This window comes from Antarctobacter sp. (assembly GCF_965277915.1).
Classification (GTDB): domain Bacteria; phylum Pseudomonadota; class Alphaproteobacteria; order Rhodobacterales; family Rhodobacteraceae; genus Antarctobacter.
Window position 1 is genome coordinate 4,681,306 of the sequence record NZ_OZ255849.1, and the last position, 24,930, is coordinate 4,706,235.

General features: G+C 65.0%; 22 protein-coding genes and 1 riboswitch. Of the genes, 7 read left to right on the plus strand and 15 right to left on the minus strand.

The features are described from left to right. Positions 1-30: 30 nt before the first annotated feature. The 8 genes from ACQY5B_RS23765 to ACQY5B_RS23800 form a co-directional block, all read right to left on the minus strand. The gene (locus ACQY5B_RS23765) at positions 31-2,232 is read right to left on the minus strand and encodes an NADP-dependent isocitrate dehydrogenase (protein WP_420327042.1); all 2,202 of its coding nucleotides are present in this window, start codon (positions 2,230-2,232) and stop codon (positions 31-33) included. Positions 2,233-2,627: 395 nt separating this feature from the next. Continuing rightward, entirely contained in the window at positions 2,628-3,398 is a 771-nt protein-coding gene (locus ACQY5B_RS23770; protein ID WP_428400312.1) for an ABC transporter permease, read from the minus strand. After that, the gene (locus tag ACQY5B_RS23775) at positions 3,398-4,174 is read right to left on the minus strand and encodes an ABC transporter ATP-binding protein (protein WP_420327040.1); all 777 of its coding nucleotides are present in this window, start codon (positions 4,172-4,174) and stop codon (positions 3,398-3,400) included. Before ACQY5B_RS23775 ends, ACQY5B_RS23770 begins: the two co-directional genes overlap by 1 nt. 26 nt (positions 4,175-4,200) lie before the next feature. Further along, positions 4,201-5,214, minus strand: coding sequence for an ABC transporter substrate-binding protein (locus ACQY5B_RS23780; protein WP_420327039.1), 1,014 nt, complete (start codon positions 5,212-5,214; stop codon positions 4,201-4,203). Positions 5,215-5,488: 274 nt separating this feature from the next. Continuing rightward, on the minus strand, positions 5,489-5,947 hold the full coding sequence (locus tag ACQY5B_RS23785) for a DsrE family protein (protein ID WP_420327038.1): 459 nt from the start codon (positions 5,945-5,947) through the stop codon (positions 5,489-5,491). A gap of 126 nt (positions 5,948-6,073) precedes the next feature. Further along, a complete protein-coding gene (locus ACQY5B_RS23790; protein ID WP_420327037.1) occupies positions 6,074-7,285 on the minus strand; it encodes a PhnD/SsuA/transferrin family substrate-binding protein in 1,212 nt (403 codons plus the stop codon). A gap of 92 nt (positions 7,286-7,377) precedes the next feature. Beyond that, on the minus strand, positions 7,378-8,817 hold the full coding sequence (locus ACQY5B_RS23795; RefSeq protein ID WP_420327036.1) for an MORN repeat-containing protein: 1,440 nt from the start codon (positions 8,815-8,817) through the stop codon (positions 7,378-7,380). Positions 8,818-8,964: 147 nt separating this feature from the next. Further along, positions 8,965-10,488: an MORN repeat-containing protein gene (locus tag ACQY5B_RS23800; protein ID WP_420327035.1), complete on the minus strand. Its 1,524-nt coding sequence runs from the start codon at positions 10,486-10,488 to the stop codon at positions 8,965-8,967. 142 nt (positions 10,489-10,630) lie between these two features. Here ACQY5B_RS23800 and ACQY5B_RS23805 point away from each other — a divergent pair, with 142 nt between their 5' ends. Continuing rightward, positions 10,631-12,289, plus strand: coding sequence for an NAD+ synthase (locus ACQY5B_RS23805; RefSeq protein WP_305969699.1), 1,659 nt, complete (start codon positions 10,631-10,633; stop codon positions 12,287-12,289). A 51-nt stretch (positions 12,290-12,340) separates the two neighbouring features. On the opposite strand, the gene ACQY5B_RS23810 is transcribed toward ACQY5B_RS23805, so the two are convergent. The 4 genes from ACQY5B_RS23810 to ACQY5B_RS23825 form a co-directional block, all read right to left on the minus strand. Next, positions 12,341-13,027, minus strand: a complete 687-nt coding sequence (locus ACQY5B_RS23810; protein WP_420327034.1) for a hypothetical protein — start codon at positions 13,025-13,027, stop codon at positions 12,341-12,343. Positions 13,028-13,123: 96 nt separating this feature from the next. Then, the gene (locus ACQY5B_RS23815) at positions 13,124-13,507 is read right to left on the minus strand and encodes a metallopeptidase family protein (RefSeq protein WP_305969701.1); all 384 of its coding nucleotides are present in this window, start codon (positions 13,505-13,507) and stop codon (positions 13,124-13,126) included. 10 nt (positions 13,508-13,517) lie between these two features. Further along, positions 13,518-14,051: an RNA 2',3'-cyclic phosphodiesterase gene (gene thpR / locus ACQY5B_RS23820; protein WP_420327033.1), complete on the minus strand. Its 534-nt coding sequence runs from the start codon at positions 14,049-14,051 to the stop codon at positions 13,518-13,520. Then, positions 14,051-14,992 (minus strand): 1-phosphofructokinase family hexose kinase, encoded by a 942-nt coding sequence (locus ACQY5B_RS23825; protein WP_420327032.1) that lies wholly within the window; start codon positions 14,990-14,992, stop codon positions 14,051-14,053. Before ACQY5B_RS23825 ends, thpR begins: the two co-directional genes overlap by 1 nt. A 162-nt stretch (positions 14,993-15,154) precedes the next feature. On the opposite strand from ACQY5B_RS23825, the gene gltX reads away from it, so the two are divergent. Then, on the plus strand, positions 15,155-16,489 hold the full coding sequence (gltX, locus tag ACQY5B_RS23830) for a glutamate--tRNA ligase (protein ID WP_420327031.1): 1,335 nt from the start codon (positions 15,155-15,157) through the stop codon (positions 16,487-16,489). 110 nt (positions 16,490-16,599) lie between these two features. Here gltX and ACQY5B_RS23835 read toward each other — a convergent pair whose 3' ends face one another. Next, on the minus strand, positions 16,600-17,166 hold the full coding sequence (locus ACQY5B_RS23835; RefSeq protein ID WP_420327030.1) for a gamma-glutamylcyclotransferase: 567 nt from the start codon (positions 17,164-17,166) through the stop codon (positions 16,600-16,602). 93 nt (positions 17,167-17,259) lie between these two features. On the opposite strand from ACQY5B_RS23835, the gene ACQY5B_RS23840 reads away from it, so the two are divergent. The 4 genes from ACQY5B_RS23840 to gcvP all read left to right on the plus strand — a co-directional run bounded on the left by ACQY5B_RS23840 (position 17,260) and on the right by gcvP (position 22,488). Beyond that, positions 17,260-17,736, plus strand: a complete 477-nt coding sequence (locus ACQY5B_RS23840; protein WP_305969706.1) for an RrF2 family transcriptional regulator — start codon at positions 17,260-17,262, stop codon at positions 17,734-17,736. Positions 17,737-17,839: 103 nt separating this feature from the next. Further along, positions 17,840-17,920: riboswitch (glycine riboswitch) on the plus strand. Between the two features lie 68 nt (positions 17,921-17,988). After that, a complete protein-coding gene (gene gcvT / locus ACQY5B_RS23845; RefSeq protein ID WP_305969707.1) occupies positions 17,989-19,119 on the plus strand; it encodes a glycine cleavage system aminomethyltransferase GcvT in 1,131 nt (376 codons plus the stop codon). A 15-nt stretch (positions 19,120-19,134) separates the two neighbouring features. Further along, entirely contained in the window at positions 19,135-19,494 is a 360-nt protein-coding gene (gene gcvH / locus ACQY5B_RS23850; protein ID WP_305969708.1) for a glycine cleavage system protein GcvH, read from the plus strand. 147 nt (positions 19,495-19,641) lie between these two features. Continuing rightward, complete coding sequence (gene gcvP, locus ACQY5B_RS23855; RefSeq protein WP_420327029.1) at positions 19,642-22,488, plus strand: aminomethyl-transferring glycine dehydrogenase; 2,847 nt, start codon at positions 19,642-19,644, stop codon at positions 22,486-22,488. Positions 22,489-22,554: 66 nt separating this feature from the next. On the opposite strand, the gene ACQY5B_RS23860 is transcribed toward gcvP, so the two are convergent. Then, complete coding sequence (locus ACQY5B_RS23860; RefSeq protein ID WP_420327028.1) at positions 22,555-23,163, minus strand: glutathione S-transferase family protein; 609 nt, start codon at positions 23,161-23,163, stop codon at positions 22,555-22,557. A 64-nt stretch (positions 23,164-23,227) separates the two neighbouring features. On the opposite strand from ACQY5B_RS23860, the gene ACQY5B_RS23865 reads away from it, so the two are divergent. Next, positions 23,228-23,917: a helix-turn-helix transcriptional regulator gene (locus ACQY5B_RS23865; RefSeq protein WP_420327027.1), complete on the plus strand. Its 690-nt coding sequence runs from the start codon at positions 23,228-23,230 to the stop codon at positions 23,915-23,917. Positions 23,918-23,926: 9 nt separating this feature from the next. On the opposite strand, the gene ACQY5B_RS23870 is transcribed toward ACQY5B_RS23865, so the two are convergent. Continuing rightward, positions 23,927-24,871 carry an inositol monophosphatase family protein gene (locus ACQY5B_RS23870; RefSeq protein WP_420327026.1) on the minus strand — a complete coding sequence of 315 codons (945 nt, stop codon included), beginning with the start codon at positions 24,869-24,871 and terminating at the stop codon, positions 23,927-23,929. Positions 24,872-24,930 lie beyond the last annotated feature (59 nt).

Below are 24,930 nucleotides of genomic sequence, written 5' to 3' on the forward strand. Positions count from 1 at the left end.
GGCGGGCGTTTTCCTTTTGATGTCAGGAAATTACGAGATGATCGCGTTCAACGTCGCCGAGGGGCGCATCACGGATGCCGTCTTGTCCGCGTCCCCGTGGTAGTAGCCACCGAGGTCTGCAGGGCTGCCCTGTGCCGCCGCCAGTTCGCCGGTGATCGCTGCTTCGCCATCGGCCAGGGCCTTGGCGATCGGCGCGAAATGCGCGGCCAGTTCGCCATCATCGCTTTGCGCGGCCAGCGCCTCTGCCCAGTAGCGCGCGAACCAGTAGTGGCTGTCGCGGTTGTCGGGCTCACCCACCTTGCGGCTGGGGCTGCGGTCATTGTCGAGGATCCCCTGGGTCGCGGTTTCCACCGCCTCGCCCAGCACCCGCGCCTTGGCGTTGTCGCGCGCATCCGCCAGGAATTTGAAGCTTTCACCCAGCGCACAGAACTCGCCAAGGCTGTCCCAACGCAGGTGGTTTTCCGCCTGCAACTGCTGGACGTGCTTGGGGGCAGAACCGCCGGCACCCGTCTCGAACAGCCCGCCGCCATTCATCAGCTTGACGATGGACAGCATCTTGGCGCTCGTCGCCAGTTCGAGGATCGGGAAGAGGTCGGTCAGATAGTCACGCAGGACGTTGCCCGTGATGGCAATCGTGTTCTCGCCCTTGGTGATGGTTTCGAGGCTGGCACGGGTTGCCGCGCGCGGCGCCATGATCTCGAACTTGTCGGCCACGCCCTTCGCTTCGAGGATCGGTTTGACGTAGGCGATCAGCTGCGCGTCGTGGGCGCGGTTTTCGTCCAGCCAGAAGATCGCGCGATAGCCGGTGGCCTTCTGGCGTTCGATGGCAAGGTTCACCCAGTCCTCGATCGGCGCCTTGCGAGCCGAGGCCGACCGCCAGATGTCCCCCGCCTTGACCGCATGTGAATGCAGCACGGTGCCGTCTTCGAGGATCATCTTGACGGTGCCATCTTCCGGGATCTCGAAGGTGGTCGGGTGGCTGCCGTATTCCTCGGCCTTCTGTGCCATCAGGCCCAGGTTCTGAACGGTGCCGGCGGTGGCCGGGTTCAGTTTGCCGTTGGCTTTGAAGAACTCGATGGTTTCGTCATAGACCGGCGCATAGCAGTTGTCCGGGATCACGCAGGTCGTGTCGTGCTCCTTGCCGTCCGGGCCCCAGCCCTTGCCGCCGGCGCGGATCAGCGCGGGCATCGAAGCGTCGATGATGACGTCGGACGGAACGTGCAGGTTGGTGATGCCCTTGTCGCTGTCGACCATATACATCGGCGGACGCTCGGCGCGGACCTCTTCGATCGCGGCCATGATTTCGGCATTGTCCTTCACGCGCTCCAGCAGGTCACCCATGCCGGCGTTCGGATTCACGCCTGCCGCCTTCATCTCGTCGCCGAACTTCTCGAATACCGGCGCCAGCCATGCTTTGACCGCATGGCCAAAGATGATCGGGTCCGAGACCTTCATCATCGTTGCCTTCATGTGCAGCGAGAACAGCGTGCCGTCCGCTTTCACCTTTTCGATTTCCTCGGCCAGGAACTGGTCCAGCACGGCGGCCGACATGAAGGTCGCGTCGACGACGGTGCCCTCGGGGTAGGACACGCCCTCTTTCAGGATCGTCTCGCCACCGGCGGTTTCCAGTACGATCTTGGCGGTCGCGGCCTTCGGCAGGGTGGCCGACACCTCGTTGGCGAAGAAATCATTGCCGGGCATGGAGGCGACGCGTGTCTTGCTGTCGGCTGTCCACTCGCCCATGCGGTGCGGGTTGTTCTGGGCGAATTTCTTGACGGCGGCGGCGGCGCGACGATCCGAGTTGCCTTCGCGCAGCACCGGGTTCACCGCCGACCCCTTGATGGTGTCGTACTTGGCGCGCACGGCCTTTTCCTCGTCGGTCGACGGCGAATAGGGGTAATCGGGCAGCGCGTAGCCTTGAGACTGCAGTTCCTTGACGGCGGCGACAAGCTGCGGTTCGGAGGCCGAGATGTTCGGCAGCTTGATGACGTTGGCCTCCGGCTTTTTCACCAGTTCACCCAGCGCTGCCAGGTCGTCGGACTGGCGCTGTTCCTCGGTCAGGACCTCGGGGAAGGTGGCGATGATCCGGCCTGCAAGGCTGATGTCCTTGGTGCCCACCGACACGCCAGCGGCGGCGGCGAATTTCTGGATGATCGGAAGCAGAGAGGCCGAGGCCAGCTCGGGTGCTTCGTCGACCTTGGTGTAGATGATGTCGGGAGTGGAATCAGACATGTGTCCGGCCTTTCTCAGCAGAGGTGACGGTTGGCCCCTCCATAGGCCAAGCAGAGGGTCACGTCTACAGTATGCAGCCGTATACAGTGTCGCAATTGCGGAAATGGCCGGGCCTGCGGCCATCTGTCAGACCTTGGGTCAGTGCGATTGGCCCTTTGGCCTCGGACTTCATGGGCCGGACCGAATTCACATAGGCAAACATGGATATGTCAGAACCGGCAAGATCCGGCACGCATCCTTTACCGGACCCGCCATACAGTCTGCCATCCTAAACATCGGCTTTTGGACCCGCAGCAGCGATCATTTCAAGGCGGACGACTATCGCTCTGCGGCGAATCTTCCTCGAGGATGGGCGGCCCACCTGCAAGGTGGGCTGCCCTGTCTGTTGGAGCGGTTCAGGCCGTCTCGGACGAGACATGCCAGGCTGAGAAGCTATGCCGCAGACGCCCGATCAGGGTGTAGAGCAGCAGGCCGACCATCGCCAAGACGACGATCACGGCAAATAGCTCTGGGACGGCGAGGTTCTGCAGGTGTGCCACCGCCAGGTAGCCTAGCCCCTCGTTCCCGCCGATGAACTCACCCACGATGGCGCCGATCATGGCCAGTACCACGGCGATCTCTGTCCCGGTGAGGATCACCGGCAGGGCAGAGGGTACGTCGAGCAGGTAGAAGCGTTGCACGGGGTTCGCCTGCAGGATCGTGAACACGTCCTTGTCCCCGGGTTCGACCGACTTGAAGGCCTGCAAGGCGTTGGAGAAGACCGGGAAAAAGGCCAGCGCCGCCGCGATGACGATCTTGGATTCCAGACCGAACCCGAACCACAGGATGAACAGCGGCGCGAGCGCGATCTTGGGGATCAGTTGCAACAGCACGATAAAGGGCTTGGCGGCCCATTCGACTGGCGGAATTCGCGCCATGATGAACCCCAGGCTGATGCCCAGACCAACGGCGATCAAAAAGCCCGAAACCGCCTCTGTCACGGTCACAAGCGTATGGTCCCAGAGCTCGCGCGTCTGCACCATTTCGATCAGCGCCACGAGAATCGCCTCTGGCGGGGGCAGGACAAAGGCCGACACCTCTGCGGTGCGAACGTAAAAGGACCAGCCAACCAGAAAGAGGCAGACGGAAATCGCGGGTAGCGCGATCTTGAGCGTGCGTTCCGACATCATTCGCCCTCGCTCAGCTTGTGGCGCAACTCGCCGACCATCTTCTGGAACGACATGGATTGTTGCAGGTCCAACCCACGGGGCCGGTCGAACGGCATGTCGATCATCGCGGTGATCCGTGCCGGGCGCGGGGCCAGAACGACAACCCGGTCCGACAGGAAGGCAGCCTCGGAGATCGAATGCGTCACGAGAATCGTCGTCACGTTGGCGCGGGCGCAGACGTCCATCAACTCGATGTTGAGCGCGTCACGCGTCATGGCATCCAGGGCGCCGAAAGGTTCGTCCAGCAAGAGCAATTGGGGGCCCGTCACCAGCGCACGCGCCAAAGAGGCCCGCTGCCGCATCCCCCCGGACAGCGCATTGGGCCGGTGGTGGAGAAATTCCTTCAGTCCCACGGTCTCGCAGATCGCGGTGGCACGCTCGGTCCGCTCCTTGCGGCCAACGCCGGCAACCCGCAAGGGCAGGGCCACGTTGTCGACCACGGTGAACCAAGGGAAAAGGCGCGCCTCCTGGAACATCATCGACACGGGTCGCGTCGCGGCGGCAGAGCGGCGCGTGCCGTTCCAGACTGCATTGCCGCGGATTTCGACGGTGCCCTTGGTCGGCGCTTCCAGCCCTGCGACGATGCGCAAGAGCGTGGTCTTGCCACAACCGGACGGCCCGAGAAGCGAGACGAACTCGCCCCGCTCCATCGTCAGGTCAGCGTCCTTGATGGCGGTGACGGCACTGGGGCCGTCACCGAACACCTTGGTCAGACCGGAAACATTGATTTCCATCCTGTCCTGTCTCGCGTCAAAGGGCATCACCCGATAGCCTTGTCGAGCGCCGCATTCGTGTAAAGCGACTTGGGATCGGGGGTGCCCTCGATCATGCCTGCAGAGCTGAGAAGATTGACGGCGTTTTCCCAGACCTCGGGAATGTTGCGCAGCAGGTTTTCCTCGCCCTTGGCGACCCAGTTCCGGGCGTTTGTGGCAAGGTCCAGCTTGGCAACCTCGACGTCGTCAAGGCCGCGGACACTGTGCGCGTCCCCGATGGCCTTGAGGATCGGTTCAAGATCATCGGACTGGGCGATTTCCAGCGCGGCGCGGTGCGTCGCCTTCAGGAAGGCCGCGTATTTGTCGATATTGGCCTCTACGTCGTCGGGGCGGCCAACATAGACCTGTCCGGGCATACCGTCGTCCATCGGGATCGCCACGACGTTGTCGCGCGCGGCCTTGGCCTTGATCATCGAAGACGTGTTGCCGATGAAGGCACCGGCCCGTCCGGCCTCGATCAGCGCAAAAGACGCTGCGGTGTCGGCCACCTTGACCTTCTCGACCGTATCCGGTGAGGCGCCGCCGCTGAGCATGAGCAGATCAAGCGTGCCCTCCATCGACCCGCCGAGCGAGGCCATCCCCACAGTCCGACCCGTCAGGTCGGTGACGGCATTGACGGGGTTTTCCGACGAGGAGATCAGGAAAAAGGGCGAAAGCTGTGCGATGGTCGCGATCGAAATCAGCGGCGCGCCGTTGTTCACGCGCGACAGGATATAGTTCGTGCCGCCGGTGCGACCGGTATCCATCTGGTCCGCGAGCACCATCTGGGCCGCCATCGCGGCGCCCTTGCCCGCCTGGATCTGCATGTCCAGACCTTCATCGGCATAGTAGCCCGCTGCATCTCCGTACAGCACCGAGGCGAAGGACAAGGAGAAGCTGAAAGGCGTGATGAAGCGGAAGGTCCGATCCTGGGCCGCTGCCGGTCCCCCGGCCGACAGATAGGCCATGCCGGCTGCGGATGCCCCCAGAAATGTGCGGCGGTTGAACTGTGAACGGGTCATTGCGTGGCTCTCCTGTGCGGATCTGCTTTGTGATCCCGGTCACGGTAAAGATGCACCGTTGCCCCACAATTGGCTGTTTTACAGGTAAAACGCCCCGACCCTGTGACTGCCAACCCGTCAGATGAGGAACTTGGCGCCTGAAAGGTCAGTCTTCTTTGATCGTCAAGTTGTCTTTGATCCGTTCGGCTTTGAAAACAATTGCCGTGCCTAGGTCAAACCGCGTTGACGAACGGATGTGCCGCCGCCCGTGACGGGCGGCGGCGGGCCCGGTCAATCAGGGCTTGATGTAGGTGAACCCCTGCTGTTGCAGCTTGGACAGTTCGGCCACGCCCGAGGGCACGATATCATCTTCCCAGACATCGTAGAGATCGTTCGAATAGTCGATGTCGCGGCCTCTCAGAGTGTTGTTGCAGACGTGGAATGCCACGTTCTGGCCCTTGAGACTGGCCACTGTGGTTTTCATCGTGTCGTCGCCATTGGCGGCCGCCAGCAGCCCAACGCCGTTCCCGTGCAGGACCACCTTGATCTCCATGTTCTCGGCGCCGACCGCGTTGATGTGGTTCTGGATGTTGCGCATTGCGCCCTTGTAGGCCTTGTTTCCGTCGCCTCCGACGTAGTTGACGTGATAGACGACCTTCTGCTTGCCGTAACCTTCGGCCTGCGCGGCGCCGGTCATGGCAAAGGCGGTCAGGGCGAGGCCCAGTATCGCGATCAGGCGGGTGAAATGGGTCATTGTCTTTGTCTCCTCCCTTGGGGGCGGTCTGGTCCGCCCCGGTCTGGTCAGAATGATGCAGGGAGAAGGCATCCGCACACCCGGCGGATTCCCGTGATTCCTGCGGGTTTTGACCCCGGGAAAACCCTAGGTTTCGGTATCGGGGGGCGAAACTTGCTGCCCGGCACGGGCAATCAGCTGGGCCGAGCTGCGCACCTCGAACTTGCGCAGAAGGTTGGCGCGGTGGAACTCGACCGTCTTGGGGCTGATGCCCAGCGCGGCGGCAATCTCCTTGGTGGAGTGGCCCTGGCCGATCTGCGTCAGCACCTGCTGTTCGCGCCGGGTCAGGGGGACATCTTCTGTCGGGGCAGCGGCGGGGGACGGAACCGGCCTGCGGTGGCGCTGGGCGACGACGGCCAGCGCTGCGGCCAGGGCCAGCGCGGCAAGGGTGAGCGCGATGGTGCCCAGTGGACTGCGGGCGGGCGGTTCTGCCCCGGGTGCACGCGCGGCAAAGGCCGCCACCAGGGCGCGGGCCGCGCCATAGCTGACCGGGGCGCCCCACTGGTCGCCAAGGTCGCTGTCGCCCGTCTGCAAGAGCGCCAGCGCCACCGCGTCGCGCAGGTCCGGATCGGTGCCGGACAGTGCCAGGAAAGGCCATTCCGGGTAGAGCCGCGTGCTGATCGCCTCGGGGTGGGTGTAGGTGACATTGGCATTGAGCGCGCGCAGTGAGCCGTCAGGCACGCGTCCCTCATCGACGAGGTGCTCCAGCAGCCCGCTGCGGACGATGCCCGCATCCAGCCGCCCGTTCAGAACAGCGGCGGCGATGTCATCCTGCGGAAATCCCAGGAAGACCAGTTCGGCCGGGTCCTCGAACAGGTCGACGCCCTGGGAAAGGGCTTCGAACCAGGCGATCTGGAAACCGCCGAAGGCCTGTTGCGCCACGGCGCCCAGCCGGGCGCCGCGCAGATCGCCCAATGTGGTCAGGCCGCTGTCGGCGCGGACCAGCACCGTCGATCCGAATTGGCGGATGTGGGTTCCATCGGGCAGGGCCCGCTTGCGTGTGGCCAGAACGCTCATCGGATAGAGATCGGCAAGCTGGATGTAGTGGCCGGGGTTCGTCACCAGAAAGTCGAGCCCGCCGGCATTGATGAGCGGACCGGCCGAGGTCAGCGTCACCGGCACGAAGCGCACGACATGGTCGGGAAGCTGCTTGGCGAGGTAGCGTTCCAGCGCCGTCCACCGGGTTTCGCCCGCGTTCCAGCCACGATGGGCCAGGATGCCGATACGCAGGATGGACGTGTCTGGCCCGCCCTGAGCCTGGCCGGAGGTGGCGACCTCGCAAACCAGCAGCAACGCCATGAGAAAGAGACGCAGACGCCTCGTTCCTCCAACAGGGAAGAGCGACCGCCGAACGCGGGGCAGGGCAAGGAAGGGGCGCGGGCGCCCGGCGATCAATTGTCCGCCGGCTGCTCCGCCGGGTCAGGTGCGGGGGCGGGGTCCGGCGTGGATTTCAGCGCGCCGCCGATCCATTCGCCGCTGGCCTCTTCGCCGCTGGCATATTTCATCGTGCCTTGGCCCTGGCGCTTGCCGTCCTTGAACTCGCCTTCGTAGACGTCGCCGTTGGCATAGACCGCGACGCCCTGGCCGTTGATCTCTCCGCGGACCCAATCACCTTCGTAGCGAAAGCCCGAGGCCATGACGATGGTGCCCTTGCCATGGCGCTGGCCTTCGCGGAACTGGCCCTCGTAGACGGTGCCGTCGGGGTAGGTGGCCTTGCCCTCGCCGTGGCGTTGGCCGTCTTTCCACTGGCCTTCATACCGGTAGCCGTCGGGGTAGGTCATCACGCCGAAGCCATCGTTGCGGGCATTGTCGAAGCTGCCCTCGTAGACGAGGCCGTTGGGATAGACTGCGCGGCCCTTACCCTGGATCACGCCATCGACCCAGTCGCCCTCGTAGGTGGCGCCATCGGGATAGGTGATCTTGCCCTTGCCATTGGCGAGGTCGCCCTTGAACTGGCCTTCGTAGACAGAGCCGTCGGGGTAGGTGACCTTGCCCTTGCCTTCGATCTGGCCGGTGATCCAGTTGCCCTCATAGCGGTAGCCGTCCTTGCCGATGAAGGTGCCGATGCCGTGGCGCTGGTCGTTGTTGAAGGCGCCTTCGTAGATGTCGCCATTCTCGTAGATGACCTTGCCCTGGCCCTCGCGCCGGCCATCGACAAGCTGGCCCTCATAGACGTCGCCGTTCGGCTGGATCAGCTTGCCTTCGCCGTCGATCTGACCTTCGCGCCAGGTGCCTTCGTAGATCAGCCCGTCGGGCATGGTCAGCTTGCCGAAACCGTCGCGTTCGCCATCGGCGACGCGGCCTTCGTAGACCGACTTGTCGGGATAGGTGATCTTGGCGGTGCCTTCCTTGACGCCGTTCACCCACTGGCCGTCGTAGACATATCCGTTGGGCGCGGTCATCACGCCCTTGCCATGATGCAGGGCGTTGCGGAACGAGCCTTCATACCGGACGCCGTTGGCATAGATCGCGACGCCGGCCCCGGTGATCTTGCCGTCGAGCCACTGACCCTCGTAGGTGCCGCCGTCGGCAAAGACGATCTTGCCCTTGCCCTCGGGCTTGCCCTTGGCGAACTGGCCTTCGTAGACCGAGCCGTTGGGAAAGCGGGCCACGCCCTCGCCCTTGATTTCGCCCTCGACCCATTCGCCGGTGTATTCATAGCCGTTGGGCAGGCGGTAGGTGCCGGTCCCGTGCTGCAGTCCGTCCTGAAAGGTCCCTTCGTAGACGCCGCCGTCGTCGTACTGCTTTGTCACCATTTCTTCGTCCTGCGCCAGCGCGGCGCCAGCCAGGGCAAAGGGGATGACAAGAAGGAAACTGCCTGCGGATTTCATGCGTTTGCCCGTTTTTTGTCCCTGGGTGTCCGTACCCTGCGAAAACTAAAGGAGGCCGGGGCCGGGGGCAATGCATTTCGCCCCGGCGGGCGTGGCCCCGCCGGGTGGGGCCGCCGCCGGATCAGGGTAACTTGCGTGGGCACGGGATCAGGGCCTCGAGTCCAGCGACAGGCTGCTGCCTTCCTCTGGCGCGATCCGTTTCGTGGGCAAGGTGCCCGCGATGCCGCCAACGGTCACGTTGCGGCCCTCTGGCAGGTCCGGTTCCGGCGGCAGGCCGGCGGCGTTGCCGTCGAGTGTGCCATTGCGCCAGATCCCTTCGCGCACCGTGCCGTCGGTATAGAGCAACCGGCCCTGCCCATGGCGCTTGCCGTTGAGGAACTCGCCGGAATAGGCGTCACCGCTGGTGTAGGTTGCGATGCCCCGGCCGGTGATCTCTCCGTTTTCCCAGGCGCCCTGGTACTGGAAACCATCGGACATGATGATCCGCCCGTGCCCGTGGCGTTTCCCCGACACATAGGCACCTTCGTAGATTGCGCCGTCGGGGTAGGTGGCCTTGCCGCGCCCGTGGCGTTGCCCGTCCTTCCACTGGCCCTCGTAGCGATAGCCGTCCAGGTAGGTCATGACCCCGTAGCCGTGGCTGCGTGCGTCGGCGAAATTGCCTTCGTAGACCTGCCCGTCCGCATAGACGGCCTTGCCCTCACCGTGGATCACCCCGTCGCGCCACTGACCCTCGTAGGTGGCGCCGTCGGTGTAGGTTACCTTGCCGATGCCATTGGCCAGGTCGCCCCGGAACCGGCCTTCGTAAACCGCGCCATCAGGGTAGGTGACACGGCCCTTGCCCTCGATGCTGCCGTCCTTCCATTGTCCATCGTAGCGATAGCCGTCGGTGCCGGTAAAGATGCCCTGGCCGTTGCGCTTGTCGTTGCGGAAGTCCCCGATGTAGATGTCGCCGTTTGCGTAGTTCACCGTGCCACGACCGTGGCGTTCGCCGTTGACAAGCGCGCCGGTGTAGATGTCACCGTTCGGCTGGACCAGCTTGCCCTGGCCGTTGATCTGGCCCTTGGACCAGCCGCCTTCGTAGACCAGCCCGTCCGGCATGGTGATCTTGCCGTATCCGTCGCGCTCTCCGTTCCTGACCTGTCCTTCGTAGATGGCGTTTTCGGGATAGGTGATCCGGGCCTGGCCGTGCTTGACCCCGTTTTGCCACTGGCCGTCGTAGACATAGCCCTTGTCGTTGCGCATGATGCCGCGGCCGTGGTGCTGGGCATCGAGGAAGTTGCCCTCGTAGGTAACGCCGTTGGCATAACGCGCCTTGCCCTGGCCGGTGATCTTGCCGTTCAGCCAGGCGCCCTCGTAGTGACCGCCGTCGGGATAGTCGATGCGGCCGGTGCCGTTCGGGCGGCCGCGCTTGAACTCTCCGACGTAGATGGCGCCGTTGGGAAAACGGGCGCGCCCCTTGCCCTGGATCTCTCCCATGACCCAATTGCCGCTGTATTCATATCCGTTGGGCATCCGGTATGTGCCTTGTCCGTGCTGGACGCCGTCCACCAGTTGCCCGCTGTAGGTGCTGCCGTCGCTATAGGTCCGGGTCTGGATGTCCTGCGCCGCCGCGATCTGGGGGAGGGACAAAAGCGCAAGCGCGAGGATCGGCGACGGACGGGTCAGGGTCATGCGGTCTTGGGCCTCTTGGCGATGGAAATTCGTTCGGGAGCCTAGGTCAGGCGGGCGCGCGGGGCAACGCCGGGCGCCGGGTGGCTTCCCCTCAGGCGTGGGTCTGCTATGTGGGCGAGAGGACTTGGGAAAGGGCAGCGCGATGAGCGATCGGTTTCGCGTGACACTGGCACAGTTGAACCCCGTGGTGGGTGACCTCGCGGGCAACGCGGCAAAGGCGAAGGCGGCCTGGGAAGAGGGCCGCGCGCAGGGCGCCGACCTTGTGGCCTTGCCCGAGATGTTCATTGCCGGGTACAACGCGCAGGACCTGGTGATCAAAAAGGCCTTTCACATCGCGGCGATGGAAGCGGTCGACAAGCTGGCCGCAGATTGCGCAGACGGCCCGGCGCTGGCCATCGGCGGCCCCTATGTCGAGGGGACGGAACTGTTCAACGCCTATTTCATCTGCAACGGCGGCAAGGTCGTCACGCGGGTGCTGAAGCACGAACTTCCCAACGAAAAGGTGTTCGACGAGGTCCGCATCTACGACAGCGGCCCCATCGGCGGGCCCTATGCCGTGGGCAATACGCGGATCGGGTCGCCGATCTGCGAGGATGCCTGGCACCCCGACGTGGCCGAGACGCTGGCCGAGACCGGGGCCGAGTTCCTGCTGGTGCCCAACGGCTCGCCCTACTACCGCAACAAGTACGAGACCCGGCTGAACCACATGGTCGCGCGGGTCGTCGAGACTGGCTTGCCGCTGATCTATCTCAACATGGTGGGCGGACAGGACGACCAGGTCTTTGACGGCGGCTCCTTCGTGCTGAACCCGCATGGCGGGATCGCGGTGCAATTGCCGGTCTTCGAGGAATGCGTGGTGCCGGTGGACATGGTGCGCGGCCCAGAGGGCTGGCGCTGCGAGGACGGCCCGTTCGAGGTGCACCCCGACGACTGGGAGCAGGATTACCGCGTCATGGTCGAGGCGGTGCGCGACTACCTGCGCAAGGCCGGGTTCGCCAAGGTGCTGCTGGGCCTGTCGGGAGGCGTGGATTCGGCGCTGGTGGCGGCGATCGCGGTGGATGCGCTGGGCGCGGACAACGTGCGCTGTGTCATGTTGCCCTCGGAATACACCTCGTCACATTCGCTGGAGGACGCCGAGGCCTGCGCCAAGGCGCTGGGCTGCCGCTACGACTATGTGCCGATCAAGGGACCGCGCGACGCGGTGACAGAAACGCTAGCGCCCTTGTTCGAGGGGCGGGAACCGGACCTGACAGAGGAAAACATCCAGTCGCGTCTGCGTGGTTTGCTGTTGATGGCGCTGTCGAACAAGTTCGGCGAGATGCTGCTGACCACCGGCAACAAGTCCGAGGTCGCGGTGGGCTATGCCACGATCTACGGCGACATGGCCGGCGGCTACAACCCGATCAAGGATCTGTACAAGACTCGGGTGTTTCAGACCTGCCGTTGGCGCAACGCCAACCACCGGTCCTGGATGAATGGCCCCGAGGGTGAGGTCATTCCCGAACGCATCATCACCAAGCCGCCCAGTGCGGAACTGCGCGAGGACCAAAAGGACAGCGACTCTCTGCCCGATTACCCGGTGCTGGACGCGATCCTGACGATTCTTGTGGATGATGACGGGTCCATCGCCGACTGCGTGGCGGCGGGTTATTCCCGCGAGGACGCCAAGAAGGTGGAGCACCTGCTGTACATCAGCGAGTACAAGCGGTTCCAGTCCGCCCCCGGCGCACGGCTGACGAAACGGGCCTTTTGGCTGGACCGGCGTTATCCCATCGTCAACCGCTGGCGCGACCCGAGTTGATTTGCCGGGGCAGCGCGGGGACCTTTGACGACCGCGCGCAATTGGCGGCCATCACCGGCGCGGTGCGATCTGCACGTCGTCGATCTTGTAGGTCCGCGCGCCGCCCAACGCCCAAATCAGGTCGCCCTGGATGGTCGGCGCGGTCTGGATCCTGAGAGAGATCGCATTGTCGCCATTCGTGATGGCGGAGAGAGGCACAGCGCGACCGTCGATCTCGAGGCCAGTTGCCCCGACCGGAATCCGCAAGACCTGATCACCCCGCACCGGCAGTTCTCCGGAAGCGGAGGCGATAGGCTGGCCATCCTTCATCCACTGGTACGGCAAGGTGCCGCTCTTTGGGAGTCCGCCTATCAGCTCGGGGGTGATGGTCACGATATCGGACCCGTAGGTCACGCTTGCCGGAACGGTATCCGCAAAAGCCGGCGTGGCGAAAAAGGTGATTACGGCGGTCTGGTTGCTTTGCTGCGGCGTGGTCTGGTCGATCTCCTGGAACCCGGACAGAACGTTCGTGACGATGGCCGGGGCAGCGATGCCTGCGGCGATGGCGGCCCGCAGGTTCTCGCGTCCGAACGCCAGAGCGACGATCCCGCCCAGTGCGGCAAATATGGCGAGGGCGATGAACACACCTGCCTCCGGTGGTGGTGCCGAATGATTGGCGGAATATACCCCGCCGAGCTTGGCCAATGTCGGGCAGATGCCGCCGAGGCCGCCTAAAACCATAGCTTCGTACCAGCGCATGTGAAAATTCCTCGTTCTTAAATTGACGTAAGGTAAATTTAACACAGCCATTGCGGTGGCCAAAGTAAGGAAAAACCCGCCTAAGGTGACGGCCTTCTATTCCCACCACCGATCTATGGCGGCGATGTCACCGTCGGACCAGCCGAAGTGATGCGCGAATTCATGCACGGTGACATGGGCGATCAGGTCGTCCAGCTCGACATCGCCGCGCGCGCGCCATTCGTCGAGGATCGGTTCGCGGAACAGCCAGACCGTGTCGGGAAAGGGCGCCGGGTCGGCAAAGCTTTTCTCCGTCATGGGGATGCCGTCATAAAGACCGGTCAGATCGCGGGGGTCGTCGATCTGCATTTCGTCCAGGATGTCCTGTGGCGGCCAGTCGACCACCTGTAGGACGACCGCGCGGGCGCCCTTGCGGAACGGGTCGGGGAAGGTCTCGATTGTGCGTTCCGCCACCGCGTAGAAATGCTGGGTATCGCTCATGTCGCCAAACTCAATGGGGTGGGCTCAGCGGGTAGCGGGCCAGTTCCTCGTGCAGGGCGCCGTCCTGATGCAGGGTCGAGGCAAAGAGGCTAAAGCTGCTGCAGGCAAAGGGGCCGATGCTGGCACTGGCCAGCACGGCCAGCAGCGGAGAGGCATCGGCCTGCCCCTTCATCCGGGCGAGCGTGACATGAGGGCGGAACCGGCGCCGTTCGGGCGCGACGCCGACGCTGCGCAGCCGGGCCAGAACGCGATCGCGCAATTCGTTCAGGGGCGCGTTGCCATCGGCCTCGAGCGCGACGGCCTGTCCGTGGCGCCCACCAAAGATCGACGCGCCGGTCAGGGTCAGGTCCAGCGCGGGCGCCCGCAGGGTTTGCAGCGCGTCATGCACCGCCTCCGTCGTTTCTTCGTCCTGTTCGCCCAGAAAGGCGAGCGTCAGGTGCAGGTTCTCATAGGGCGTGGGACGACCGATCGGAAAACGCGATTGCAGGTCGTCCAGCGCGTCGCGGGCCTCTTCGGGCAGGGAGAGGGCGATGAAGAGACGCATCAGAGCGCGATCAGGTCTGTACGAGGCAGGGTTTCGGCGAAATCCCCGGGCAGGCAAAGCTGGGTGCCGGGGGATATGACCGCGGCGGCGGCGGCGGCCGCGCCGTGCCGCAGGGCCTCGGGATGATCCAGCCCGTCGGCCAATGCCTTGACGAAACCGCCGACGAAACTGTCGCCGGCGCCAATGGCGCTGACCACGGTCTGGTTGGCGGCGGTGACATGCCAGCGGCCCTTGTCCGTTGCCATGACCGATCCGTCCGCGCCGCGCGCGATGATGACGATTTCGGCGGCACCTCGCGCCCGCAGGGCCTCTGCAAATCCAGCGCTGTCGGAACGGGTTTCCAGATCAAGGCCCGAGAGGTCGCGTGCCTCGGCGCTGTCCATGCGCAGGACAAATGGCGCCGGGCCGGGAGCCGCGGCCTGATGGTGCAGATGCGCGCCGGAGGTATCGACGACGACGCGCCGTTCGACCAGGCGGTCACAGGCGCGGGTGATCCAACCCGGTGCACAGCCCGGCGGCATGCTGCCCGAGAGCACGATATAGTCTCCGTCTCCGGCCTCGGCGGCGAGCCTGTCCAGCACGGCGTCAAGCTGGGCCTCGCTCCATTCGGGACCCGACAGGACGAAACGGTACTGGCCGCCGGTCGACTCGTCGGTGACGGAAAAGCTGTGCCGCGTCTGGCCCGGGGCCTCGACCCGGACCAGGTCCAGTCCGCGTTCCTGCAAGAGACGCTCCAACGCCGCGCCATTGGCACCGCCCAGGGCCACCAGCGCGCGGGCATGGCCGCCCAGTTGAACCACCGCACGGGCCACGTTGACGCCGCCTCCGCCGGGTTCCGCCGTTTCCGGCCCACAGCGCAGCTTTGGCCCCGGCGAGACGCTGGGACAGGAGGTGGCGAGGTCAAGCGCGGGGTTCAGGGTGACGGTGAGAATTTCTGTCATGGGCGCGGTTCCTTTGGCGGCGCGTTCGGGGCCACGGACCCCTTGCCTAGCATCGAGGCGGAATGCGGACCAGCATCACCGCACATCGCGCCGTGACATGCGCGGGAACTGGACAAATCCCGCGCCTTGTGAAAACACGCCGCCCTGACAGGAGGCCACGTCATGACCGTCACCCGCTTTGCGCCCTCGCCCACCGGATATATCCATGTCGGGAACCTGCGCACCGCGCTGTTCAACTATCTGATCGCCCGCAAGAGCGGCGGCGAGTTCGTGCTGCGCATCGACGACACCGACCCGGAGCGGTCGAAAGAGGAATACGTCGACGCCATCAAGCAGGACCTGGAATGGCTGGGTCTGACCTGGGACCGGATCGAACGCCAGTCGCAGCGCCTGGACCGCTACGAAGCCGCGGCGGAGAAGTTGCGCGAGATGGGCCGGTTCTACGAGGCCTGGGAAACCCCGACCGAACTGGACCTCAAGCGCAAGAAGCAGCTGAACATGGGCAAGCCGCCGGTCTATGACCGCGCGGCGCTGGATCTGTCCGATGAGGAAAAGGCCGCCCTGCGCGCCGAGCGTGGGGACGGCGTCTGGCGGTTCAAGCTCGATCATGAGCGCATCACCTGGGAGGACGGTATTCTGGGCGAGGTCTCGATCGACGCGGCCAGCGTGTCGGACCCGGTGCTGATCCGCGCCGACGGGCAGTTCCTCTATACCCTGGCCTCGGTCGTCGACGACATGGAAATGGGCATCACGAACGTGGTGCGCGGCAATGACCACGTCACCAATACCGCGACGCAGATCCAGATGATCCGCGCGCTGGGCGGCGAGCCGCCCGCCTTTGCCCATCATTCGCTGCTGACCGGGCCGCAGGGGGAATCGTTGTCGAAACGGTTGGGTACGCTGGCCCTGCGCGACCTGCGCGAGAACGGGGTCGAACCCGAGGCGCTGCTGAGTCTGATGGCACGGCTGGGCTCGTCGCAGCCCGTCGAGTTGCGGCTTTCCCTTGACGAGATCGCCGATGGATTCGAGCTGGAACAGTTCGGCTCGGCCCCGACCAAGTTCGACGTCGAGGACCTGTACCCCCTGACCGCGAAAAAGCTGCATGGTCTGGAGCTGGAGGCGGTGGCCGACGAAGTCCGCGGCCTGGGCGTGCCGGACGACAAGGCGGCGGCCTTCTGGAACGTGGTGCGCGAGAACATCACCACCCGCAAGGAGATGGCGGGATGGTGGGCACTGTTCCGTGATGGGGCAGAGCCGCTGGTGGACGAGGAAGACCGCGAGTTCGTGGCCCAAGCCTTTGGCATGTTGGGCGAGCCGCCCTATGACGCGGAAACCTGGGGCAACTGGACCACGGCGGTAAAGGAGGCCACGGGGCGCAAAGGCAAGAAACTGTTCATGCCGCTGCGCAAGGCGGTGACGGGCCTGCAGCGCGGGCCGGAAATGGCCGAGGTGATGCCGCTGATGCAGGTCAAGCCGGGCGGCAAACCCGGGGCGTAAGACCCGCCCGCGCTTTCTTGGAGCGGTTGGAGGGGGCGCTGCCCCCGCGCCTTCGGCGCCCCCCGGAGGTATTTTCAGCCCAAAGAAGACAGTCCGGGTCCGCCTCAGGCTCAGGCGGCGGCGATGATTCGGCTACCGAGGGCGTCGAGGCCCGCATCCGTCAGGGTGCGGATTTCGTCCGTCAGGGGACGGGCGCGGGCATAGCGCGGCGCGGCGCGGTCGTCGAGGATCGGCGCCTGCCAGCCCAGGGTTGACGCGAAGAACTGTGCCGGGCCGCCGGGGCCGTATTCCGCGAGGTAGCCGGCGACCACCACGTCGAGATAGCTGAGCAGGATCGGGTTCTCCGGGCCCGGATCGCTGTGGCGGTCGGGGTCGATCGCATAGACGACGACGGCACGCGCGTCGCTGTCATGGGTCAGGCTTTGGGTGGCGTCGTGACGGTCGTAGGCGCCTTCGCGACGGTCGAGTTCGGCCCAGCTGTCGCCGGGCACCGGGGCGATCAGGCCGTCGATATGGGCGTCCGGGTCGCGGACGGCGGTCAGATAGCACAGCGCCCGATCGGGTACCGCGCGCCAGGCGCGGCGCCAGCCGTGCAGGCGGGCGCGGTGTGCGGGGGAGTGTTCATGGGTCGTGCGGTTTACCAGCGACCCGTAGCCAAAGAAATATACATGCTCCATGTGCGAAATATTCGCCGGTTTTGACGCATGTCAAACCCGGAAGCCCCGCATCGTGCCAAATAGGTGTCTGATCAATGTATTTTGGAGATCCGCATGCGGGTGACGAAAAGAACCAATATCGCGATGCGCGTGCTGATGTATTGCGCCGCGAACCCGGGGCGGCTTGTTACCAAGCACGAGATCGCCCAACGCTGCAACGCCTCGGAAAATCACCTTGCGCAGGTCATCAACCAGTTGGCGCAGATGGGATTCCTGCACACGCAGCGGGGGCGCAACGGCGGGTTGGAACTGGGCCGACCGGCAAAGGACATCGTCATCGGCGAGATTTTCCGCGCGCTGGAACAGCCGGTCCCGCTGGCCGAGTGTTTTGCCGACGTGGACAACACCTGTCCGTTGATTGATGCCTGCCGGTTGCGCAGCGCGCTGACCCGTGCCGCCAATGCGTTTTACGAGACTCTGGACCCGATCACGCTGGATTCGCTGGTCTGTGACAACGCTGCGCTGATGAACATCATCTCGGGCGATGGATGCGGCGCGGGGCGGCTTGTAAACGCGGGGCCGATGGACTAGCGTCTGCTCATCTTCGACGGGAGAACCGGGGAGGGCCCAGGCCCGGAGCCGGTGCCGAAGGCGCAACCGCCCCGGAAACGCTCAGGCCGCATGGACCGCGAAGAGGCAAGACTCTGGAGAGAGGCGTCGGATTGGCGTCCGCCGAAGGGATAACGATCTCAGGCCAAAGGACAGAGGGGGCAGTGGGGCTGCGGAATTGGTCCGCGGCGGAACTGCCCGGACGCCGTGCGCGTCATGGGCGAAGGGGAGCGCATGACGGACGAGCCGACCGAGCTGAAGACAACCGTTCTGAACGAGCTGCACCACGCGCGCGGCGCGAAGATGGTGGGATTCGCCGGCTACGAGATGCCGGTACAGTACAAGCTGGGCGTTCTGAAAGAGCATCTGCACACGCGGAACAAGGCCGGGTTGTTCGACGTCAGCCACATGGGGCAGGTGATCCTGCGCGGGCCGAACCTGGCCGAAGCGCTGGAACGGCTGGTGCCGGTGGATGTGGCGGGACTGGCCGAGGGACGTCAGAGATATGCCTTCTTTACCAATGACGCGGGAGGGATCGAGGACGATCTGATGATTGCCAACCGCGGCGATCATCTGTTCGTGGTAGTCAACGCCGCCTGCAAGGAAGCCGATGTGGCGCGGATGCGCGCGGCGCTGGAGCCGGGCGGCATCACCGTGAAACTGCTGGAAAATCGTGCGCTTGTCGCGCTACAGGGGCCCGAGGCCGAGGATGTGCTGGCCGAGCATTGCCCCGCCGTGCGTGACATGCGTTTCATGGATGTCGAGACGTTGCCCATCGCGGGCGCGGAATGCTGGGTCTCGCGGTCGGGCTATACCGGCGAGGATGGCTTTGAGATCTCGGTGCCAAACGTGGCGGCCGTGGATCTGGTGAAATCGCTGCTGTCGGATGCCCGGGTGGAACCCATCGGGCTGGGCGCGCGCGACAGCCTGCGGCTGGAAGCGGGTCTGTGCCTGTACGGGCAGGACCTGGACCCGGGAACCTCGCCGGTCGAGGCGGGTCTGACATGGGCGATCCAGAAGGTCCGCCGCGCGGATGGCGCGCGCGCAGGCGGTTATCCGGGCGCGGAACGTGTGGAGCGGGAGATCGCCGAGGGTCCGGCGCGCAAGCGCGTGGGCCTGCGCCCCGAGGGCCGGGCGCCGATGCGCGCGGGCGTGGTCCTGTATGATGCCGAGGAGGGCGGGGCCGAGGTCGGCGCCGTGACCTCGGGTGGCTTCGGCCCCTCGGTCGAAGGGCCGGTGGCCATGGGATATGTGTCCGCGCGATGCGCAACAGAGGGCACGGCCCTCTGGGGCGAGCTGCGCGGCAAGAGGGTTCCGGTGCGGGTGGCAAAGCTGCCCTTCGTACCGGCTGGGTTCAAACGGTGAAACAGGGAGACTTACATGAAATTCACCGAGGAACATGAATGGCTGCTGGTCGAGGGTGACCTGGTCGTCGTGGGCATCACCAATCACGCGGCGGAACAGTTGGGCGATATCGTCTTTGTCGAACTGCCCGATGAAGGCCGCGAGGTCACCAAGGACGAGGAAGTCGTGGTGATCGAATCGGTCAAGGCCGCCTCTGACATCCTGGCACCGCTGGACGGCGAGATCGTCGAGGTGAACGAACCCATCGTCGAGGAGCCGGGCAAGATCAACGAGGACCCCGAGGGCGAGGCCTGGTTCTTCAAGATGAAGGTCGAGGACCTGTCGGCGCTGGACGACCTGATGGACGAGAAGGCCTACAAGGACTTCATTTCGTGAGCGCGGCGGCGGGGTAAAACCCGCCCTGTGCCATCGCCTGCCGTGTCGCGGGCGACACCCGGGGCAGGGGGCGCCGCCCCCTCCTGGCCGGACGGCCGATTCACCCCCCGGGAGTATTTTTGCCAAGAAGTAGCCCGGGAGCGGTGCATGACCTACGAGCCCATCGACTATCTTCCCTATGATTTTGCCAACCGGCGCCACATCGGCCCCTCGCCCGAGGAAATGGCGAGCATGTTCAACGTGCTGGGTGTTTCGGGGCTGGATCAACTGGTGGACGAAACGGTGCCCAAGGCGATCCGGCAGGAAACGCCGCTGGATTTCGGCAAGCCGCTGTCCGAGCGCGAGCTGATCTACCGGATGCGCGAGGTTGCCTCCAAGAACAGGGTGCTGACCTCGCTCATCGGGCAGGGTTATCACGGCACGGTGACGCCGCCGGCGATTCAGCGCAACATCCTGGAAAACCCCGCCTGGTACACCGCCTATACGCCCTACCAGCCCGAGATCAGCCAGGGCCGGCTAGAGGCGCTGTTGAACTTCCAAACCATGATCTGCGACCTGACGGGGCTGGAGATCGCCAATGCCTCGTTGCTGGACGAGGCGACCGCCTGCGCCGAGGCGATGACCATGGCGCAGCGGGTGGCGAAATCCAAGGCCAACGCCTTTTTCGTCGACGAGAACTGTCACCCGCAGAACATCGCGGTGATGAAGACCCGCGCCGAACCGCTGGGGATCGAAGTGATCGTCGGTGCGCCAGAGGCGTTGGAGGCCGACAAGGTGTTCGGCGCGATCTTCCAGTATCCCGGCACCTACGGTCACTTGCGGGACTTCACCGCAGAGATGGAGGCCTTGCATGGCGCCAAGGCGGTGGGCATCGTCAGCGCCGATCCACTGTCGCTTTGCCTGCTGAAGGAACCGGGCGCGATGGGGGCGGATATTGCCGTTGGTTCGACCCAGCGTTTTGGCGTGCCCGTGGGCTATGGCGGGCCGCATGCGGCCTACATGGCCTGCAAGGACGCGATGAAACGCTCGATGCCGGGGCGGATCGTCGGTGTTTCTGTCGACAGCCACGGCAACCGCGCCTACCGGCTGTCGTTGCAGACCCGCGAACAGCACATCCGGCGCGAAAAGGCGACATCGAACGTCTGCACGGCGCAGGCGCTGCTGGCGGTCATGGCCGGATTCTACGCGGTGTTCCACGGGCCCAAGGGGCTGCGCGCCATTGCGCAGCGTATCCACCGCAAGACCGTGCGCCTTGCCAAGGGGCTTGAGGCGGCGGGCTTCAAGGTGGAACCGACCGAGTTCTTCGACACGATCACCGTGGACGTGGGCCTGTTGCAGCGCGGTGTCCTGCAGGCCGCCGTTCAGCAGGGGCTGAACCTGCGCCGCGTGGGCAAGACCCGTGTCGGCATCACGCTGGACGAACGCACCCGGCCCTCGACCATCGAGGCGGTCTGGCGCGCCTTCGGTCTGGTGAAAAAGGATGATCCGGCGGAGTCCGAGTACCGCCTGCCCGAGGCGCTGATCCGGCAGAGCACCTACCTGGAACATGACGTGTTCCACATGAACCGGGCCGAGACCGAGATGATGCGCTACATGCGTCGCCTGGCTGACCGTGACCTGGCGCTGGACCGGGCGATGATCCCGCTGGGGTCCTGCACGATGAAGCTGAACTCGGCCGCCGAGATGATGCCGGTCAGCTGGCGCGAGTTCTCGATGATTCACCCCTATGCGCCCAAGGACCAGGCGCGGGGGTATGCCGAACTGATCGAGAACCTGAACGCCAAGCTGTGCCAGATCACCGGCTATGACGCGATTTCCATGCAGCCCAATTCCGGCGCGCAGGGGGAATACGCGGGCCTGCTGACGATCCGGCGCTGGCAGATGGATCGGGGGGAGGGGCAGCGCAACGTCTGCCTGATCCCGGTCAACGCGCATGGCACCAACCCGGCCTCGGCGCAGATGGTCGGCTGGAAGGTCGTGGCGGTGAAATGCGACGCTTTGGGATCTATCGACGTGGAGGACTTCCGCGCCAAGGCCGAGAAGCATTCGGATGCGCTGGCGGCCTGCATGATCACCTATCCGTCCACGCATGGCGTGTTCGAGGAGACGGTGAAAGAGGTCTGCGCGATCACCCACGAACACGGTGGGCAGGTCTATATCGACGGGGCCAACATGAATGCGATGGTGGGCCTGTCGCGTCCGGGCGATCTGGGCGGGGACGTCAGTCACCTGAACCTGCACAAGACCTTCTGCATTCCGCACGGCGGCGGCGGCCCCGGCATGGGGCCGATCGGGGTCAAGGAACACCTTGTCCCGCATCTGCCCGGCAACCCGCTGGAGGCAGAGGGCGGGGCGGTCAGCGCGGCGTCTTTCGGGTCTCCGTCCCTGTTGCCGATCAGCTGGGCCTACTGCCTGATGATGGGCGGCAGCGGGCTGACGCAGGCGACGCGGGTGGCGATCCTGAACGCCAACTACATCGCCAAGCGGCTGGAAGGGGCCTATGACGTGCTTTACCGCGGGTCGAACGGCTGGGTGGCGCATGAATGCATCATCGACACGCGGCCTTTCGAGAAATCGGCGGGCGTGACGGTCGAAGACATCGCCAAGCGGTTGATGGATGCCGGGTTCCACGCGCCGACCATGAGCTGGCCGGTGGCGGGCACGCTGATGGTGGAGCCGACGGAGAGCGAGACCAAGGCCGAGTTGGACCGGTTCTGTGATGCGATGCTGGCGATCCGCGAGGAAATCCGGGCCATCGAGAACGGCGACATGGACCGGGAACAGAACCCGCTGAAGCTGGCGCCGCACACGATGGAGGACCTCGTGCGTGACTGGGATCGTCCCTATAGCCGCGAGCAGGGCTGTTTCCCGCCGGGCGCCTTCCGTGTCGACAAGTACTGGCCGCCGGTGAACCGGGTCGACAACGTCTATGGCGACCGTCACCTGATCTGCACCTGCCCGCCGATGAGCGATTACGCCGAGGCCGCGGAATAGGCGGGGCGAGCCGTTGCACGATAGAATGCCCTCGCAGGGGACTGCGAGGGCATTGTCGTTTGTGGATTAGACTATCAAGTCCGCGCTTTCATGCTCCGCCACCATCCTCAACGCGGGGCGATTGGCACAGCGATCCAGCCACGCCGTGACGGCGGGGTTGTCGGGCGCGGCGTCGGGCAGCCATTGGAAGGGGCTGGACAGCAGCAAGTCCACCGCCGAATATGCGTCGCCCAGAAGGTAAGGCTGGCCGTCCAGTGCCTCTGCCAGCCGCGCCACGACGGTTTTCATGTCGCGGAAGGTCGTCTGCACGATGGGATGGTCGATCCCGGCCCAGTCGAGGACAAGCAGCGGCTCCATCACGCCCTGGTAGTAGAACAACCAGCTGAGGAAGGCCCCGCGCTGGGGATGTCCGACGGGACGACCAAGACCGGCATCGGGAAACCTGTCGGTCAGGTAGGCGATGATGGCGCCGCGTTCGCGCACGCTGTCCGTGCCGTCAGTCAGGTAAGGCACCTTCTTTTCGGGGTGACGGTTCTGCGGGTCCGGGGCGCCGCTGCCATCGCCGCGGGCCACAGTGACCTCGATGACCTCGACCCGGTCGGCGATGCCCATCTCCTCGATCAGCGCCATGATGGAGGTCGAGCGGGAATGCGGGGCGTGGAAAAGCTTGAGCATGGGTTTCTCCTGTTACTCGGGAATGCCTTGCCTTAACGGCCGCCTCCTGACAGATGCTGTCAGCATGGCCCGGACCGATCGCCTCTTTCGTCTGATGGACACCCTGCGCCGTCTGCCTGCGCCGGTGACCGCTGACCGGTTGGCGTCCGAGACTGGCGTTTCACGGCGTCAGCTGTATCGGGACATTGCCACATTGCGCGCGGGGGGCGCCCTGATCGATGGCGAGGCAGGGGTAGGCTATCGGCTGACCGAGGATCCGGCCCTGCCGCCGCAGAGCTTTTCCCGGCTGGAGATCGAGGCGCTGGTGCTTGCCGTCGGAGAATTGCGCCAGACCGGCGACGCCGCGCTGGAGGCGGCGGGCCAATCTGCCCTGGCGCGGATCATCGCCACGCTGACCGACGGGCAGTCGCGGCAGGCCATGCACACGGTCCTGCGCAGCTTTCGCCCGCCACCCAGGCCGGTCGAGGCTACCGTGGACATGGCGCTCTTGCGGCGGGCCTGCTGGGAAGAACTGGCCTTGGACGTCCGCTATCGCGATCTCAAGGGGCAGGTGACCGACCGAGAGGTCTGGCCGTTGGGGATCAGCTATTCGGAGGGCACCTTGATGGTGCTGGTCTGGTGCTGCCTGCGGCAGGACTGGCGCCTGTTCCACACCAAGGGGATCGAAAGCGCCTGTCTGAACGGGCGCAGCTTTCGCCCCAGGCGTGTGCCCTTGCTGCGCGACTACGCGGCGCGCTGCGCAGGCACGGCCTAGGGTGCGGCCTCAGGCGTCGCTGTCGACGGCCAATTCGCCTGGATAGGTGTTTCTCTCGGGCGCCGGGGTCGGATCGGCCGCCGGAGCGTCCATCAGGAAGGCAAAGGCGTCGCGCACCTTGTCCCAAGTTGCCTTGTCACTGGCTGCCAGCAGGTAGCCCGAGGTCGTGTCGCCGGCGTATTCCGACCCGTCCAGCATGGCCACATGGCCACCCGCCTGCCGGGTCACGACGACGCCCGCGGGCTGGTCCCACGCGGTCAGCTTGGCGAACAGAACGAAATCGACCTCGCCTTGTGCCAACGTGCGGAATTCATGGCAGGCACAGCGCAGCGACCAGACCCGCCCGAATTTCGGCAGGGTGGCAGCGGCCTCGGCGCGCTTGTCCTCGGGGATCAGGAACAGCGGCACGAACCCGTTGAGCTGGTCCAGCGGCTTGTTCTGGTCGTGGTCGGTATTGACGAAACGGCTGTCGCGGCGCGGCAGCTGCATCTGGGCGGGATGCTCTGTATCGGCCCAGACGATGTCGTTCAGTACCGGATCGTAAAGCAGGCCGAAGACCGGGCGGCCAAAGCGCAGCACGGAAACCATGACCCCGAAGAGCGGCAGGCCCTTCGCGAAGTTCCAGGTGCCGTCCACCGGGTCGATGGTAAAGCAGAGCTCGGCTTCGGGGATCTTCTTGACCAGATCGGGGTTCGACGAGGCCGCCTCTTCGCCGACGATCACGGCAGAGGGAAAGAACCGTTGCAGGCCACGGGTGATCATCGCCTCGGCGCTGGTGTCCGCCTCTGTCACCAGGTCCTGCGGGCCGGTCTTCTCGCCGATCTGATGGGTGCCAAGCTTGCGGAAACGCGGCATGATCTCGGCCTTGGCGGCGCGACGAACGAGGTTGAACAGCTGCGTGCGCTGGGCAGAGGTCAGCGGCGCCGTGACCGGCATCGGCAGGGAATCACTCATGGGACAGATCCGGCGATGGTTTCGGTTATCCACGGTGGTGCCAGTCCGGCGCGAGGGAT

What these genes read in the sequence shown, in the direction of transcription:
- ACQY5B_RS23870 (WP_420327026.1), bottom strand. Translation starts at nt 24,871, where the DNA reads ATGAGTGATTCCCTGCCGATGCCGGTCACGGCGCCGCTGACCTCTGCC.
- gltX (WP_420327031.1), top strand. Translation starts at nt 15,155, where the DNA reads ATGACCGTCACCCGCTTTGCGCCCTCGCCCACCGGATATATCCATGTC.
- ACQY5B_RS23810 (WP_420327034.1), bottom strand. Translation starts at nt 13,027, where the DNA reads ATGCGCTGGTACGAAGCTATGGTTTTAGGCGGCCTCGGCGGCATCTGC.
- ACQY5B_RS23765 (WP_420327042.1), bottom strand. Translation starts at nt 2,232, where the DNA reads ATGTCTGATTCCACTCCCGACATCATCTACACCAAGGTCGACGAAGCA.
- gcvH (WP_305969708.1), top strand. Translation starts at nt 19,135, where the DNA reads ATGAAATTCACCGAGGAACATGAATGGCTGCTGGTCGAGGGTGACCTG.
- ACQY5B_RS23790 (WP_420327037.1), bottom strand. Translation starts at nt 7,285, where the DNA reads ATGGCGTTGCTGCTGGTTTGCGAGGTCGCCACCTCCGGCCAGGCTCAG.
- ACQY5B_RS23770 (WP_428400312.1), bottom strand. Translation starts at nt 3,398, where the DNA reads ATGTCGGAACGCACGCTCAAGATCGCGCTACCCGCGATTTCCGTCTGC.
- ACQY5B_RS23795 (WP_420327036.1), bottom strand. Translation starts at nt 8,817, where the DNA reads ATGAAATCCGCAGGCAGTTTCCTTCTTGTCATCCCCTTTGCCCTGGCT.
- gcvT (WP_305969707.1), top strand. Translation starts at nt 17,989, where the DNA reads ATGACGGACGAGCCGACCGAGCTGAAGACAACCGTTCTGAACGAGCTG.
- ACQY5B_RS23865 (WP_420327027.1), top strand. Translation starts at nt 23,228, where the DNA reads ATGGCCCGGACCGATCGCCTCTTTCGTCTGATGGACACCCTGCGCCGT.
- ACQY5B_RS23815 (WP_305969701.1), bottom strand. Translation starts at nt 13,507, where the DNA reads ATGAGCGATACCCAGCATTTCTACGCGGTGGCGGAACGCACAATCGAG.
- ACQY5B_RS23800 (WP_420327035.1), bottom strand. Translation starts at nt 10,488, where the DNA reads ATGACCCTGACCCGTCCGTCGCCGATCCTCGCGCTTGCGCTTTTGTCC.
- ACQY5B_RS23785 (WP_420327038.1), bottom strand. Translation starts at nt 5,947, where the DNA reads ATGACCCATTTCACCCGCCTGATCGCGATACTGGGCCTCGCCCTGACC.
- ACQY5B_RS23805 (WP_305969699.1), top strand. Translation starts at nt 10,631, where the DNA reads ATGAGCGATCGGTTTCGCGTGACACTGGCACAGTTGAACCCCGTGGTG.
- ACQY5B_RS23780 (WP_420327039.1), bottom strand. Translation starts at nt 5,214, where the DNA reads ATGACCCGTTCACAGTTCAACCGCCGCACATTTCTGGGGGCATCCGCA.
- ACQY5B_RS23835 (WP_420327030.1), bottom strand. Translation starts at nt 17,166, where the DNA reads ATGGAGCATGTATATTTCTTTGGCTACGGGTCGCTGGTAAACCGCACG.
- ACQY5B_RS23860 (WP_420327028.1), bottom strand. Translation starts at nt 23,163, where the DNA reads ATGCTCAAGCTTTTCCACGCCCCGCATTCCCGCTCGACCTCCATCATG.
- ACQY5B_RS23825 (WP_420327032.1), bottom strand. Translation starts at nt 14,992, where the DNA reads ATGACAGAAATTCTCACCGTCACCCTGAACCCCGCGCTTGACCTCGCC.
- thpR (WP_420327033.1), bottom strand. Translation starts at nt 14,051, where the DNA reads ATGCGTCTCTTCATCGCCCTCTCCCTGCCCGAAGAGGCCCGCGACGCG.
- gcvP (WP_420327029.1), top strand. Translation starts at nt 19,642, where the DNA reads ATGACCTACGAGCCCATCGACTATCTTCCCTATGATTTTGCCAACCGG.
- ACQY5B_RS23840 (WP_305969706.1), top strand. Translation starts at nt 17,260, where the DNA reads ATGCGGGTGACGAAAAGAACCAATATCGCGATGCGCGTGCTGATGTAT.
- ACQY5B_RS23775 (WP_420327040.1), bottom strand. Translation starts at nt 4,174, where the DNA reads ATGGAAATCAATGTTTCCGGTCTGACCAAGGTGTTCGGTGACGGCCCC.